Genomic DNA, 13,441 nt, shown 5'->3' on the forward strand with positions numbered 1-13,441 from the left:
CCGCGGGGACCGCAGGGCCGAGGGCCGCGGGTCAGGAGAGCAGGTCGTCTACTTGTGCTTCCCCTTCACGGTACCTGCGGGCGATCTCCGCGCTGCAATCGTCGGCCGTACGCTGGAGCGACTGGCGGCGCAGCGAGACCTGCTGCTCGTACTGGACCAGCCGGCCCATCGCCTCCCGCAGCTCGGCATCCGTGCGCGCTCCCAGGTCGGAGAGCTCGACCTCGCCGAGCATGTCCTCGGCCAGCCGGCGGTACTCCTCGCTGTGCGGCGTCCCGACCGTCACGTGCCGGGCCGAGGAGCGGTGCCGCGAGGGCTCGTCCGTCAGGATCTCCGGCAGCCGGTCCAGGACGGTGGTCTCCGGCGCGGCACGGCGGGCCGCCTCCGCGCGGAGGATGTCGATCCGGCCCTGGAGCAGCCGCCGTACGTAGCTGAGGTCGGCCTCCTCCTGCTGCGCGTCCCGGCGCAGTTTGCGGATCTCGGGCAGGCCGAGCCCGGAGAGGTCGGGCCGGGGGGCCGGACGGAAGCGGTCGCGTTGCAGCGGGGGGCGGGGCTGTGCCGGTCCAGCGGGGAGCATGGGGCCATCCTCGGTGCGGTCGCCGGGCCGGTTCCGGCGCCCGGACGGGGGCGCCGGCTCGGGCCGGGACGTGGACGTCGTCGTCGGCGGGGGCAGGGGCCCGCGGGCGGAGGCCGCCGCTGCCCCTTGGGCGGATGTACGGGCAAATGGTACGGAACCGGAGGGTGTCTGCCCGGCGCCGGCGGTGCTCATGCGTGTGTCCGTCCCCTCGTGCGGCGCGGTCCGGAGCCACGTGGTCCCCGTGTCCCCGCGCACCGCGTGCACGCATCGTGCCACCACCGGCGGTGCGCGCGCAGGGTCATTGACCGGCGAACGGTCCGTGTGGGGGTAAGACGCGTGCCGCGGTTGGGCTGTCCGGGTGGTGCCGGCGCGTCGCACCCGCCGGGGTGGCCTGGGGTGGCGACCCGGCATCATGGCGGTATGCGAGCAGTGGTGCAGAGGGTGAACGGTGCACGCGTCGACGTGGCGGGCGAGACGGTCGGCGAGATCGTGGGGGAGGGGCTGTGCGTCCTGGTCGGCGTGACGCACGACGACACCCCGGAGAAGGCCGCGCAGCTGGCACGCAAGCTGTGGTCGGTGCGCATCCTCGACGGTGAGAAGTCCTGCTCGGACACGGGCGCCGGGCTGCTGGTGATCAGCCAGTTCACGCTCTACGGGGACGCCCGCAAGGGCCGCCGCCCCACCTGGAACGCGGCGGCGCCGGGGCCGGTCGCCGAGCCGCTGGTCGACGAGGTCGTCACGCAGCTGCGGGCGCTCGGCGCGCACGTGGAAACGGGCCGGTTCGGCGCGGACATGAAGGTCTCGCTGACGAACGACGGCCCGTTCACGGTGCTCCTGGAGGTCTGACGCGCCTCCTGCGGCCCGGGCCCGTCGGGACGGGCCCGGCGCGGCCCGGCGCGGCCTAAGGCTCGACCACGGCCTCCTGGGCCGCCGCCGTGGCGTCCGCCAGCAGCTCGGCGTCCACCGGCACGTTCCGCTTGACCAGGGCCAGCGCGATCGGCCCCAGCTCGTAGTGGCGGGCCGAGGTCGTGACGAAGCCGATCTGGCGCCCCTCGGGGCCGTCGGCCGCCAGCCGGACCGGCGCGCCGTGCCCCGGCAGCTTCACCTCGCTGCCGTCCAGGTGCAGGAAGACCAGCCGGCGCGGCGGCTTCCCCAGGTTGTGGACGCGGGCGACGGTCTCCTGGCCGCGGTAGCAGCCCTTCTGGAGGTGCACGGCCGTGCCGATCCAGCCCAGCTCGTGCGGGATGGTGCGGTGGTCGGTCTCCAGGCCGAGCCGCGGCCGGTGCGCCTCGACGCGCAGCGCCTCCAGGGCCAGCACGCCGATCGCGGGGCCGTGCGCGGCCGCGAAGTCCTCCAGGGAGGCGCGCGGCAGGAACAGGTCGCGGCCGTGCGGGGTCTCCCGTACGGCGGCGGCGTCCGCGGGCGTCTCGGTGATGGAGCCGGCCGGCAGGTGCACGACGGCCAGCTCGTCCGTCCGGTCGGCCACCTCGACCCGGTAGAAGAACTTCATGCTCTCCAGGTACGCGACCAGCGCTTCCTGGGTGCCGGGCTCGGTGTGCAGCCAGGTGGTCTCGCCGTCGTCGACGAGGTAGAGCGCGTGCTCGATGTGGCCGTTGGCGGAGAGGATCAGGGCCTCGGTGGCGTGGCCCGGCGCCAGCTCGCTGACGTGCTGGGTGAGCAGCAGGTGCAGCCAGCTCAGCCGTTCGGGGCCGGAGACGGCGACCACGCCGCGGTGCGAGAGGTCCACGAAGCCGGCGCCGTCGGCGAGGGCGCGTTGCTCACGGAAGAGGTCGCCGTAGTGCGCGGCGACGCCTTCGTCGGGGGCCTCGGCGGGGACGGCACCGGGGAGCGACAGCAAAGGGCTCTTCATGCCGACCAGCCTACGTCCCGGTAGTACCGGGAGGTCAGTCCGTACCGGGTGCCGCGGAGTCCTCGGTGCCGGCCGCTTCCCCGGCGTCCGCCGCCCCGGCGGCTTCGGCGGTGCACTTGCGGCACCGGCCGAAGATCGCGAAGTGCTTCAGGTCCGTGTCGAAGCCGAACGTCTCCTGCAGCGTCTCCCGGAAGGGCGCCGCCACCGCGAGGTCGGCCTCGATCACGTCCGTGCAGTCCCGGCACACCAGGTGGATGTGGTGGTGCCGGTCGGCGAGGTGGTAGGTGGGCGCGCCGTGCCCGAGGTGGGCATGGCTGACCAGTCCGATCTCCTCCAGCAGCTCCAGCGTGCGGTAGACCGTGGAGATGTTGACCCCGCCCGCCGTCCTGCGCACCTCGGTGAGGATCTCGTCGGGCGTGGCGTGCTCCAGCCGGTCGACGGCCTCCAGCACCAGTTGCCGCTGGGGCGTCAGACGGTACCCGCGCTTGCGGAGGTCGCTCTGCCAGTCGGTGGTCACCACGCCCCCAGTGTAGGTACGCCCGTCGGCGGGCCGTTACGGCTTGTAGGGCGTGCCGTCGGGGTTGAAGAAGGAGACGCCGTCGGGCATGTCGTCGGGCAGGTTCTCCGCCCACTCCTTGAGCTCGGCGCCGGAGTCGGCGACCTTCTTCAGGTGGGCCGACATGTACGGGCGCAGCGGGACGTCCGGGGTGGCCTTCTCGCCGACCCACATCAGGTCGCTGTTGACGTAGCCGTACAGCCGCTTGCCGCCGCTGTACGGGCCGGCCGCCTCGGTACGCGCCACGGCGTCCGTGACCAGGTCGATCTGCGGCTTCTGGTCGGCCAGCTCGCCGTACCAGACCTCCACGACGCCCTGGTCGCGGATCATGACGATCTCGACCTTGCGGTCCTTGTCGACGCGCCAGTAGCCGCTCTCGGTCTCCAGCGGGCGGACCTTCTTGCCCTCGCTGTCGAGCACCCAGCTGTGCGAGGTGTACTCCAGGAAGTCACGGCCGTCGTGGGTGAACGTCACCTGCTGCCCGAAATTGCACTTCTCGGTGCCGGGGAAGTCGGCGACGCCCGCGCCCTCCCAGTTGCCCAGGAGGAAGGCCAGCGGGACGAGGGCCGGGTTCAGGTCGGACGGGATCTCGATCATGAGAGCTCAGGCGATCTATAGGAGGTGGACAGTCTCGGTCCGTACGCGTCAGCGCTGGCCCTGGTACAGCTTCTTCCAGGTCAGACCGGCGAACGCGACGACGGCCACGGCGACCAGGACGAGCAGGGTGGTGAAGAATGCCTCAAGCACGAGCGCGCTCCTCGGACGGAGTGAGGGTGTACGGACCAGGGGTGAGTCTAGTCGCCGCAGGGAGCGGCGGCGCTGTGAGGTCCGCCCCAGCGGACCCGGCGGGGCTCACCGGTGGTCCTTGTCGTCCAGCTCGCGCCACCAGCGGTCGGACTCCGGATCACCGGACTCGTCCCACCAGCGCTCACCCGGATCCCTGCGATTGGCCACGATCGCGGCGAACGGCGGGATGACCATGGCGACGACGCACATCGCCACCGCCGCGGGAACGGACCACAGCCGCACGACGCCCCACGCCAGGACGAAGAGCGCGATGCAGGTGGCCATCATGGCGTAGTACCTGCGATGCCGGCGCTGGACGGACATACCTCCACGGTAGATCCGCCGGGCGGGCCTGAACAGCGCTGCGCCCTCCGTACGGGAAACCGTACGGAGGGCACAGCGAAGCGGGGAGGGCCGCACCCCCAGCCAAGGCGTCCAAACCCCTGGAGTGCGGCCCCCGGCCGTGTGCGGACCGTCGGGGACGGCCTGCGTCAGACGGCGATGGCGACCTCGGCGAGACCGCCCTTCTGGGCGACCACGGTGCGGTCGGCGGTACCGCCCGGGACGAGCGCGCGCAGCGTCCAGGTGCCCTCGGCCGCGTAGAAGCGGAACTGTCCGGTCGCCGAGGTGGGGACCTCGGCGGTGAACTCGCCGGTGCTGTCCAGCAGGCGCACGTAACCGGTGACGGGCTCGCCGTCCTTGGTCACGCTGCCCTGGATCGTGGTCTCACCGGGCTTGATGGTCGACGCGTCGGGGCCGCCGGCCTGTGCTCCACACATGGGTATTCCTTGAGGGGTGTAGGGAAGGGTCGGGGCTTACTTGTTGGCGCCGAGCTCGATCGGCACGCCCACCAGCGAGCCGTACTCGGTCCAGGAGCCGTCGTAGTTCTTGACGTTCTCCTGGCCCAGGAGCTCGTGCAGCACGAACCAGGTCAGCGCGGAGCGCTCACCGATGCGGCAGTAGGCGATGGTGTCCTTGGCCAGGTCGACCTGCTCGTCCTCGTAGAGGGCCTTGAGCTCCTCGTCGGACTTGAAGGTGCCGTCGTCGTTGGCGTTCTTCGACCACGGGATGTTGCGGGCGCTCGGCACGTGGCCGGGACGCTGCGACTGCTCCTGCGGGAGGTGCGCCGGGGCGAGCAGCTTGCCGCTGAACTCGTCGGGGGAGCGGACGTCCACCAGGTTCTTGTTGCCGATCGCGTTCACGACGTCGTCGCGGAAGGCGCGGATCGAGGTGTCCTGCGGCTTGGCCTTGTACTCGGTCTTCGGGCGGTTCGGCACCTGCGAGCCGTCGACCAGGTCGCGGGAGTCCAGCTCCCACTTCTTGCGGCCGCCGTCGAGGAGCTTGACGTCCTGGTGGCCGTAGAGCTTGAAGTACCAGTACGCGTAGGAGGCGAACCAGTTGTTGTTGCCGCCGTAGAGGACGACGGTGTCGTCGTTGGCGATGCCCTTCTCCGACAGGAGCTTCTCGAAGCCCTCCTGGTCGACGAAGTCACGGCGCACCGGGTCCTGCAGGTCCTGCTGCCAGTCGATGCGGACCGCGTTCTTGATGTGGTTCTTGTCGTAGGCCGAGGTGTCCTCGTCCACCTCGACGATGACCACCTTGGGGTCGTCGATGTGGGCCTCGACCCAGTCGGCGTCGACGAGGACGTCGCTACGGCTCATGAGTTTCTCCTCCGGGGCAGTTGCGGATGCGCGGGTACGCCGGGTTGCGCGCGGCGGCATCGGAAGGCGCGCGGCGCTGCGCGGGAATACAAGCGGAATGGCCTCGCGGGCCGGGAGAACGGGTGGCAGAACCCGTCAGACAGAACGACAGAGCATGGCGGCGACGCGGCACAGGTCGACTGCCCGCCGCTTCGTGAGATCCGCCTGTCCCCGCGTACGGGAACGGCTCATCAGGCTCTGCATGCCACCGATCGTAAAGAGGGACGGCGGGGCGTGTCACCGGTGTGTCGAATGGTGAGACGAGTATGTCCGTGATGTGAAACCGGAGGGCGGGGCCGACCGTGCGCGGGCCGTCCGGCGGCGGGCGGGACGGCCTCGGCGGGTCGCGGTACGGACAGCGCTGTCTCAGCTACTGGACGCTCCCGCCCCGGCGCTCGGCCCGGAGGGCCGGCCCGGGGGCGTCAGGCCAGGAGCACGGCCGGCCCGGGAGCCCGGCGGATCAGCCCGTGAGCTTGACGTCCGTGCCGGTCGCGGAGATCGCTATGCCGTCCCGGGTGGTCGTCACCTTGTCCAGCTTCAGCCCGGCCGGCAGCTCGCCCAGCTTCCAGTCGTGGTCCGTACGGGCCCGGACCTTGTCCTCGCAGCCGGGGATCGCGGTGCACAGCGTCGGCAGCTTGTCGGCACGCAGCCGTATCGTGTCGCCGCCCACCGTGGAGACCGTGCCGACCACGTCGAGGGAGTCCAGCACGGGAACGTCCGGGGAGATCTTGACCTGGCTCTTGCCGCCGCCCGCGCCGCCGTAGGAGATACGGACGCCGTCCCCGGCCGCCCGCGTCAGGTCGTCGTACCCGATCCGGGCCTCGCCGGTCGCCGAGGCCGCGCTCTCGACGGAGGTGTAGTCGCCGCTGAGCCGTACGTCGTGGAACTGTGCCGACAGCTCCTTGACCCGCAGGCGGTGGCCCTCGGCGCTGGCCTCGATGGCGCCGAGCGAGGCGTCGACCTCGGTGAGGCTGTGGCCCGCGACCTGGGTGAGGAAGGGGAAGCCCTTGATCGACACCTGTGGCGCCTCGGCCAGGCCCAGGCTGCCGCGGATCTTCTCGGCGGCCTTGTCCTCGGCGAAGTTCACCGCGAGCCGGTCGGCGGCCACGAACAGCCCGCCGAGCACGACCAGCAGCACCAAGAGCCCTCTCAGAGCACGCATCGAACCCCTTCCCCCCATGCTTCGGTGTGACGCCGAGCCTAACCGGGCACCTCGCGCGACGGCACGAACCGGCCGGTCACCCTCCCCCCTAGGGAGCGTGACCGGCCGGATGAGGTTCCCGTGACCGCCGGGAAAGTTGTCCGTCCGCGGACGGAGGGGGGTCAGCCCAGGACGCGGCCCAGCACGTAGACCGCGGGGGCGGCGAGCGCCAGCGGCAGCGCGACGCCGGCCGTCAGGTGCACGAACCGCGAGGGGTAGTCGTAGCTGGCGACCCGCAGGCCGATGAGCGCGCAGCCGCCGGCCGCGAGGCCGAGGAACGCGCCGGCCGCGCCGTGGCCGCCGAACTGACCGGCCGCGATGCCCGCGCCGGTCGCGGCCAGCAGCGCCAGCACCAGCGAGACGGGGCCCGGCAGCGGCAGCGCCCGGGCGAGCACAGCCACCGCCACCGCCGCGGCACCGGTCACCGTGGCGTGCGGTGCGGCCGCCAGGTGGCCGGCGGCGAGCACCGCCAGCGCGGAGGAGGCCAGCCCCGCCGTCAGCGCGTACATCCGCTCGTCCGCGCTCTGGCGGTTGCGCAGCTGCAGGACGAGGACGAGCAGGCACCAGACGCCGAGCGTGCCGATGCCCACCACGGGCGCGTCAGCGCGGTCGGTGACCAGCAGCGCCACATCGGTGACCAGACCGCCCAGGAACGCCAGCGCGATGCCCTGGCGGGCCGGCCACATGCCGTTCAGCCGGAACCAGCCGGCCGCCGTGACCGCCTGCAGGACCGCGACCACAGCGGCCGGGAACAGCCGGGGCAGCGGCGCCGCCAGCGCGAGCAGCACGGCGAGGCCCGCGGTGAGCACGGCCGGCTGGAAGCCCGGCGGGATGACCGGCGAGAGGCCGAGGGCACGGGCGCGCTGGTTCGGCGCGAGGTGCGAGAGGTCGTCGTCGGCCGGCGCGGGCTCCTCGTGCGCGGCGGGCTGCGGCGCCGGTGCCGGCTGGGCCGGGAACCGGTCGGTCGCCGCCGCGGCCGAGGCATGCGCCGGCTGACCCGCCTCGGTCTCCCAGGTCGCTCCGTCCCAGGTCTGGGTCTGCGGCGCGGCGTACGACGCCTGCGGCTGGGCGTACGGAGCCTGCGGCTCGCCGTAGGAAGGCTGCTGCGGCCGGTCGTACGGCGCCTGGGGATCGGCGTACGGCGCCTGCGGCTGCGCGTAAGGGTCGGTGTACGGGGCGGGCGCGCCGGCGTACGGGTCCTGGGCGTGGCCGTACGGGGCCTGCGGCGCTCCGCCGCCCTGCCCGTAGCCGTACCCGTGACCGCCGTACGCACCGTCGTCCTGCACCGGGCCCCCGTAGGAGCCGTACCGCTGTCCGTAAGGGTCGTGCTGCTGGTCGCTCATCTCGGCGCTCATCCTCCCGCGAACGGCGGGAGGACCTCGACGGTGCCGCCCTGGGACAGTGGGACCGCGGCGTGGTCGCGGCTGCCGACGGCGGTGCCGTCGACGAGGAACGAACAGCGCGCGAGGACGCGGGCGAACTCCGGGTTCCCGGCGTGTGCCGCGCGCGCCGCCTCCAGTGCCTCGGCGAGCGTGCTCGCGGCGTACGGCTCCTCGGCCGTGCCGGCCGCGGCCTTCGCCGCCGCCCAGTAGCGCACGGTGCCTGTTGTTGTCACGGACGGCCCCTTCTCGTTCGTTGCCGCCTCCATGATGGCGTACGCGGGCGGGCGCGCGGCTCCGGGCAAGCCTTGGCAAAGCCTCGGACCGGGACCTTCGTATGACAGAAATATCGGTTGCTGCGACGAAACGCTCGCATAGGCTTCGGCGGGTGCTGGTCCGACTCGCCATGGCGCATTTGCGCCCCCACAGACGCTCGATATCCCTGATCGTGCTGCTCCAGCTCGTCCAGACGCTGGCCACGCTCTATCTGCCGACCCTCAACGCCGAGATCATTGACAACGGTGTCGTCCAAGGCGACACCGGCTACATCCTGCAGACCGGCGGCCTCATGATCGCCGTGACGCTGCTGCAGATCGTCTGCGCGATCGGCGCCGTCTACTTCGGCGCCCGCACCGCCATGGCCCTGGGCCGGGACATCCGGGCCGCGGTCTTCGACCGGGTGCAGTCCTTCTCCGCGCGCGAGCTGGGCTCCTTCGGCGCGCCCTCGCTCATCACCCGCACCACCAACGACGTCCAGCAGGTCCAGATGCTGGTGCTGATGACCTTCACCATGATGGTCGCCGCGCCCATCATGATGATCGGCGGCGTCGTCATGGCCCTCAACCAGGACGTGCCGCTCTCCGGACTGCTCCTGGTCATCGTCCCCGTACTCGGCGTCCTGGTGGCGCTGATCGTACGGCGGATGCGCCCGCTCTTCCGGGGCGTGCAGGAGCGCATCGACACCGTCAACCGCGTACTGCGCGAACAGATCACCGGCATCCGGGTCATCCGCGCCTTCGTCCGCGACCAGCACGAGCGGACCCGCTTCGAGGGCGCCAACACCGACCTCTACGACGTCTCGCTGCGCGCAGGGCGTCTGATGTCCATGATGTTCCCGCTGGTCATGCTGATCGTGAACGTCTCCAGCGTGGCCGTCGTCTGGTTCGGCGGCCACCGCATCGACAGCGGCGGCATGGAGATCGGCGCGCTGACCGCCTTCCTCAGCTACCTCATGTACATCCTGATGTCGATCATGATGGCGACGTTCATGGTCATGATGCTGCCGCGCGCCGAGGTCTGCGCCGAACGCATCCAGGAAGTGCTCGCCACCGACACCAGCGTCACCCCGCCCGCCGCCGGCGTCACCGAACTGCGCCGCCACGGCGAGCTGGAACTGCGGGACGTCGAATTCCGCTACCCCGGCGCCGAAGAACCCGTCCTCAAGGACGTGTCCCTCGTGGCCCGCCCCGGCGAGACCACCGCCGTCATCGGCTCCACCGGCAGCGGCAAGTCCACCCTCCTCGGCCTGGTGCCCCGGCTGTTCGACGCGACCGGCGGCACCGTGCTGGTGGACGGCGAGGACGTACGCGACCTCGACCCGCGCACCCTCTCCGACGCCATCGGCCTCGTACCGCAGAAGCCGTACCTCTTCTCCGGGACCGTCGCGAGCAACCTGCGCTACGGCAAGCCCGACGCCACCGACGAGGAACTCTGGCACGCGCTGGAGACCGCGCAGGCCCGCGACTTCGTCGAGCGCATGGACGGCGGCCTCGACGCCGAGATCGCGCAGGGCGGCACCAACGTCTCCGGCGGCCAGCGGCAGCGCCTGGCCATCGCCCGCGCGCTGGTCCGCAGGCCCGAGATCTACCTCTTCGACGACTCCTTCTCCGCGCTGGACTACGCCACCGACGCCGCCCTGCGGGCCGCGCTGGCCCGCGAGACCGGCCGGGCGACCGTGGTGATCGTCGCGCAGCGGGTGTCGACCATCCGCAACGCCGACCGGATCGTGGTGCTCGACGAGGGCCGCGTCGTCGGCACCGGCACGCACACCGAACTGATGGCGGACAACGAGACGTACCGGGAGATCGTGCTCTCCCAGCTCACCGAGCAGGAGGCGGCGTGAGTACCCCGGCCAAGGGCGGCACCCCGGACAAGGGCGCGGCCCCGCAGCGGACGGCGGGCCCCAGACCCGGCGCGGGCCCGGCCCGCTTCATGGGCGGCCAGCCCACCGAGAAGTCCATGGACTTCAAGGGCTCGGGCAAGCGGCTGCTGCGCCAGATACGGCCCGAGCGCGGCATCGTCACGGTCGCGCTCGTGCTCGGCACGATCAGCGTGGCCCTGACCGTCGCCGGACCCAAGGTGCTCGGCCACGCCACCGACCTGATCATGGCCGGCATCGTCGGCCGTCAGCTCCCCGCCGGCATCACCAAGGAACAGGCCGTCGAGGCCCTGCGCCACCAGGGCAAGGACGGGCTCGCCGACATCCTCGGCACGATGCCGGTGAACCCCGGCCACGGCATCGACTTCGGCGCGGTCGGCACCGTCCTGCTGTGGGTACTGCTGATCTACCTGGCCTCCTCGGCGTTCGGCTTCGTACAGGCCCGCATCGTCACCAAGGTCGTCCAGCGCACCGTCTTCCGGCTGCGCGAGCAGGTCGAGGAGAAGCTGGCCCGGCTGCCGCTGAGCTACTTCGACAAGCAGCCGCGCGGCGAGGTGCTCTCCCGCGCCACCAACGACATCGACAACATCCAGCAGACCTTCCAGCAGACGTTCAGCCAGGTCGTCGCCTCGCTGCTGACCATCGTCGGCGTGCTGGCGATGATGTTCTGGATCTCGCCGCTGCTGGCCCTGGTCGCGCTGGTCACCGTGCCGGTCTCGGTGGTCGTCGCGACCCGGATCGGCAAGCGGGCGCAGCCGCAGTTCGTCCAGCAGTGGAAGACCACCGGCAAGCTGAACGCGCACATCGAGGAGATGTACACCGGCCACTCGCTGGTCAAGGTCTTCGGCCGGCAGCAGGAGTCCGCCGAGCTCTTCCGCAAGGAGAACGAGGCGCTCTACGAGGCGGGCTTCCGGGCGCAGTTCATCTCGGGCGTCATCCAGCCCGCGATGATGTTCATCGGCAACCTCAACTACGTCCTGGTGGCCGTGGTCGGCGGCCTCCGCGTCGCGGCCGGCGCGCTCTCCATCGGCGACGTGCAGGCGTTCATCCAGTACTCCCGGCAGTTCAGCCAGCCGCTCACCCAGGTCGCCTCGATGGCCAACCTGGTGCAGTCCGGCGTCGCCTCGGCCGAGCGGGTCTTCGAGCTGCTGGACGCCGACGAGCAGGAGCCGGACGCGAAGGAGGCCCCGCGCCCCGGCCACGTGTCGGGCAGGGTCGCCTTCGAGCACGTCTCCTTCCGGTACGACCCCGAGAAGCCGCTCATCGAGGACCTGTCGCTCGCGGTCAGCCCCGGCCAGACGGTGGCCATCGTCGGCCCCACCGGCGCCGGCAAGACGACGCTGGTCAACCTGCTCATGCGGTTCTACGAGGTGACCGGCGGCCGGATCACACTGGACGGCGTGGACATCGCCGCGATGGCCCGCGAGGAGCTGCGCGCGAACATCGGGATGGTGCTCCAGGACACCTGGCTCTTCGGCGGGACCATCGCCGAGAACATCGCGTACGGCGCGCCCGAGGGCACCTCGATGGACAAGATCGTGGAGGCCGCGAAGGCCACCCACGTGGACCGCTTCGTACGCACCCTCCCGGACGGCTACGACACCGTCATCGACGAGGAGGGCGGCAACGTCTCGGTCGGCGAGAAGCAGCTGATCACCATCGCCCGCGCGTTCCTCGCCGAGCCCGCGATCCTGGTGCTGGACGAGGCGACCAGCTCGGTGGACACCCGTACCGAGCTGCTCATCCAGCAGGCCATGGCGCAGCTGCGCGCGGGCCGGACGAGCTTCGTGATCGCGCACCGCCTGTCCACGATCCGCGACGCCGACCTGATCCTGGTCATGGAGTCCGGCACGATCGTCGAACAGGGCACGCACGACGCCCTGCTGGCCGCCGACGGCGCCTACGCGCGCCTGTACGCGGCCCAGTTCGCCGAGGCGGTCGCGGAGACGGACTGAGACCTCTGCCGCGCCCGCCCGCCGCTGTCAGACCCTCCCCGTACTGTGTTGAGAAGGGGACCCCAAAAATCCCCCATGGGGGAGAAGGCGGGGGAAACGGTACGGCTGAGGGGGAGGCGGCGGGGGGGGGGAGCGGTACGCCGCTGGGCAGGGGGGACAGGTGCGTACCCCGCGTCGTGATGGAGTCGGGGAAGCCGCCCCTCACCCGTGTTCGTTGAGCCAGCTCGCGATGCGGGTCAGGAGTTCTGGGGGTGCGGCGTTTTCCGCGTGGCCGTAGCCGGGTTCGATCCAGAGGTCGGTGGAGTCGGGGGCGGCGGCGGCCGCGAGGGCGCGGGGGTGGTCGAGCGGGAAGTACGGGTCGCGGTCGCCGTGCACGATCAGCAGCGGGGTCGGGGCGATCAGCGGCGCCGCCTCGGTGGGGGAGAGGGGCACCGGGTCCCAGCCGCGGGAGTGGATGCGGGTGTGCAGCCCGAGCCGGCCCACCAGGCGGCCCAGCGGCCGCTCCACCACCCAGTGCAGCCGCCGCATCGCCGCGGTACCCCGGTAGTACCAGCGAGCAGGGGCGCTCACCGCCACCACCATGTCGGTGTGCGCACCTGTGCGCCCCTCGTGCGCCTGGCGGTACTCGGCGGCGTGCCGGATCACCACCGAGCCGCCCATCGAGAAGCCCACGGTCGCCACCCGGGTGTGGCCCAGGATGCGCGCCCAGCGCACCGCGGCCGCCAGGTCCAGCACCTCCCGGTCGCCCACCGTGGACCGCCCGCCCGATCGGCCGTGCCCCCGGAAGGAGAACGTGACCACGGGGCTGTGCTGCGCGAACACGGCGGCGGCGCGGCGCAGCGCGGGGCGGTCGAGGGAGCCGGTGAAGCCGTGCGCGAGGACCACGACGAGGCCGTCGGGGGCGGCGGCCGGGGCGCCGGCGCGGGCCGGGCGCCGGGGGGTGTACTCGGCCTCGATGCACACGCCGTCGTCCGTCAACAAGGACACGCGCCGACCACTCGAAGTGATCGAAGGAACACAAGATCGCGCAAAGTCGGCCGACGGCTGGGAAGACATGTGGGCTATTCTGGCGGGCATGAAGGATCCGGGCAGCGTAGCCCCCGGATCCTTTTGTGCTTTCAGACGCGCCGCGCGCGGATGAGCGCAGGTGTGCTCCTTGGGCGCGGAGCGTACCGAAGCGCTCACGTTCCGGAGGCACGCGAACCTCGCAACGGCGCGGGGCCCGCGATGTGAGAAGCAGTGCCGCAAACGTCCTCGCAGGC

General features: G+C 71.7%; 15 protein-coding genes. 3 read left to right on the forward strand and 12 right to left on the reverse strand.

Annotated elements, in window-relative coordinates; all coding sequences use genetic code 11:
- Positions 1–31: 31 nt before the first annotated feature.
- Entirely contained in the window at positions 32–766 is a 735-nt protein-coding gene (locus C3486_RS09800) for an ABC transporter substrate-binding protein (protein ID WP_103832287.1), read from the reverse strand.
- A gap of 228 nt (positions 767–994) precedes the next feature.
- Here C3486_RS09800 and dtd point away from each other — a divergent pair, with 228 nt between their 5' ends.
- Positions 995–1,420, forward strand: coding sequence for a D-aminoacyl-tRNA deacylase (dtd, locus tag C3486_RS09805; protein ID WP_103832223.1), 426 nt, complete (start codon positions 995–997; stop codon positions 1,418–1,420).
- Positions 1,421–1,475: 55 nt separating this feature from the next.
- Here dtd and C3486_RS09810 read toward each other — a convergent pair whose 3' ends face one another.
- From C3486_RS09810 to C3486_RS09850, 10 genes are all read right to left on the reverse strand, one after another.
- The gene (locus tag C3486_RS09810) at positions 1,476–2,444 is read right to left on the reverse strand and encodes a folate-binding protein YgfZ (RefSeq protein WP_103832224.1); all 969 of its coding nucleotides are present in this window, start codon (positions 2,442–2,444) and stop codon (positions 1,476–1,478) included.
- A gap of 34 nt (positions 2,445–2,478) precedes the next feature.
- Positions 2,479–2,964: a Fur family transcriptional regulator gene (locus tag C3486_RS09815; RefSeq protein WP_103832225.1), complete on the reverse strand. Its 486-nt coding sequence runs from the start codon at positions 2,962–2,964 to the stop codon at positions 2,479–2,481.
- Between the two features lie 33 nt (positions 2,965–2,997).
- A complete protein-coding gene (locus C3486_RS09820) occupies positions 2,998–3,597 on the reverse strand; it encodes an FABP family protein (protein ID WP_103832226.1) in 600 nt (199 codons plus the stop codon).
- A gap of 255 nt (positions 3,598–3,852) precedes the next feature.
- The gene (locus tag C3486_RS09825; RefSeq protein ID WP_103832227.1) at positions 3,853–4,110 is read right to left on the reverse strand and encodes a DUF3099 domain-containing protein; all 258 of its coding nucleotides are present in this window, start codon (positions 4,108–4,110) and stop codon (positions 3,853–3,855) included.
- Positions 4,111–4,277: 167 nt separating this feature from the next.
- A complete protein-coding gene (locus C3486_RS09830; protein ID WP_030610252.1) occupies positions 4,278–4,565 on the reverse strand; it encodes a DUF1416 domain-containing protein in 288 nt (95 codons plus the stop codon).
- 36 nt (positions 4,566–4,601) lie between these two features.
- Entirely contained in the window at positions 4,602–5,447 is an 846-nt protein-coding gene (locus C3486_RS09835) for a sulfurtransferase (RefSeq protein WP_103832228.1), read from the reverse strand.
- A 135-nt stretch (positions 5,448–5,582) separates the two neighbouring features.
- On the reverse strand, positions 5,583–5,690 hold the full coding sequence (locus C3486_RS38750; RefSeq protein ID WP_361558979.1) for a putative leader peptide: 108 nt from the start codon (positions 5,688–5,690) through the stop codon (positions 5,583–5,585).
- Positions 5,691–5,946: 256 nt separating this feature from the next.
- Positions 5,947–6,648, reverse strand: a complete 702-nt coding sequence (locus tag C3486_RS09840; protein WP_103832229.1) for a DUF2993 domain-containing protein — start codon at positions 6,646–6,648, stop codon at positions 5,947–5,949.
- A gap of 161 nt (positions 6,649–6,809) precedes the next feature.
- Complete coding sequence (locus C3486_RS09845; protein WP_181138503.1) at positions 6,810–8,030, reverse strand: hypothetical protein; 1,221 nt, start codon at positions 8,028–8,030, stop codon at positions 6,810–6,812.
- An 8-nt stretch (positions 8,031–8,038) separates the two neighbouring features.
- Entirely contained in the window at positions 8,039–8,335 is a 297-nt protein-coding gene (locus tag C3486_RS09850) for a MoaD/ThiS family protein (protein WP_181138504.1), read from the reverse strand.
- 119 nt (positions 8,336–8,454) lie between these two features.
- Between C3486_RS09850 and C3486_RS09855 the strand changes: the two genes are divergently transcribed.
- Together C3486_RS09855 and C3486_RS09860 are read left to right on the forward strand one after the other, a co-directional pair.
- Positions 8,455–10,188, forward strand: coding sequence for an ABC transporter ATP-binding protein (locus C3486_RS09855; protein ID WP_103832231.1), 1,734 nt, complete (start codon positions 8,455–8,457; stop codon positions 10,186–10,188).
- Between the two features lie 89 nt (positions 10,189–10,277).
- The gene (locus C3486_RS09860) at positions 10,278–12,179 is read left to right on the forward strand and encodes an ABC transporter ATP-binding protein (RefSeq protein WP_103832289.1); all 1,902 of its coding nucleotides are present in this window, start codon (positions 10,278–10,280) and stop codon (positions 12,177–12,179) included.
- A 201-nt stretch (positions 12,180–12,380) separates the two neighbouring features.
- Here the strand turns inward: C3486_RS09860 and C3486_RS09865 are convergent, their stop codons facing one another.
- Complete coding sequence (locus C3486_RS09865; RefSeq protein WP_103832232.1) at positions 12,381–13,235, reverse strand: alpha/beta hydrolase; 855 nt, start codon at positions 13,233–13,235, stop codon at positions 12,381–12,383.
- Positions 13,236–13,441 lie beyond the last annotated feature (206 nt).

Source organism: Streptomyces sp. Ru73 (assembly GCF_002920575.1).
GTDB lineage: Bacteria > Actinomycetota > Actinomycetes > Streptomycetales > Streptomycetaceae > Streptomyces.

Excerpts from the sequence above, each read along its gene's own strand:
- C3486_RS09800 (WP_103832287.1), bottom strand. The coding sequence starts at position 766 with ATGAGCACCGCCGGCGCCGGGCAGACACCCTCCGGTTCCGTACCATTT.
- C3486_RS09860 (WP_103832289.1), top strand. The coding sequence starts at position 10,278 with ATGGGCGGCCAGCCCACCGAGAAGTCCATGGACTTCAAGGGCTCGGGC.
- C3486_RS09840 (WP_103832229.1), bottom strand. The coding sequence starts at position 6,648 with ATGCGTGCTCTGAGAGGGCTCTTGGTGCTGCTGGTCGTGCTCGGCGGG.
- C3486_RS09865 (WP_103832232.1), bottom strand. The coding sequence starts at position 13,235 with ATGTCTTCCCAGCCGTCGGCCGACTTTGCGCGATCTTGTGTTCCTTCG.
- C3486_RS09830 (WP_030610252.1), bottom strand. The coding sequence starts at position 4,565 with ATGTGTGGAGCACAGGCCGGCGGCCCCGACGCGTCGACCATCAAGCCC.
- C3486_RS09835 (WP_103832228.1), bottom strand. The coding sequence starts at position 5,447 with ATGAGCCGTAGCGACGTCCTCGTCGACGCCGACTGGGTCGAGGCCCAC.
- C3486_RS09820 (WP_103832226.1), bottom strand. The coding sequence starts at position 3,597 with ATGATCGAGATCCCGTCCGACCTGAACCCGGCCCTCGTCCCGCTGGCC.
- C3486_RS09810 (WP_103832224.1), bottom strand. The coding sequence starts at position 2,444 with ATGAAGAGCCCTTTGCTGTCGCTCCCCGGTGCCGTCCCCGCCGAGGCC.
- C3486_RS09825 (WP_103832227.1), bottom strand. The coding sequence starts at position 4,110 with ATGTCCGTCCAGCGCCGGCATCGCAGGTACTACGCCATGATGGCCACC.
- C3486_RS38750 (WP_361558979.1), bottom strand. The coding sequence starts at position 5,690 with ATGCAGAGCCTGATGAGCCGTTCCCGTACGCGGGGACAGGCGGATCTC.
- C3486_RS09845 (WP_181138503.1), bottom strand. The coding sequence starts at position 8,030 with ATGAGCGACCAGCAGCACGACCCTTACGGACAGCGGTACGGCTCCTAC.
- dtd (WP_103832223.1), top strand. The coding sequence starts at position 995 with ATGCGAGCAGTGGTGCAGAGGGTGAACGGTGCACGCGTCGACGTGGCG.
- C3486_RS09850 (WP_181138504.1), bottom strand. The coding sequence starts at position 8,335 with ATGGAGGCGGCAACGAACGAGAAGGGGCCGTCCGTGACAACAACAGGC.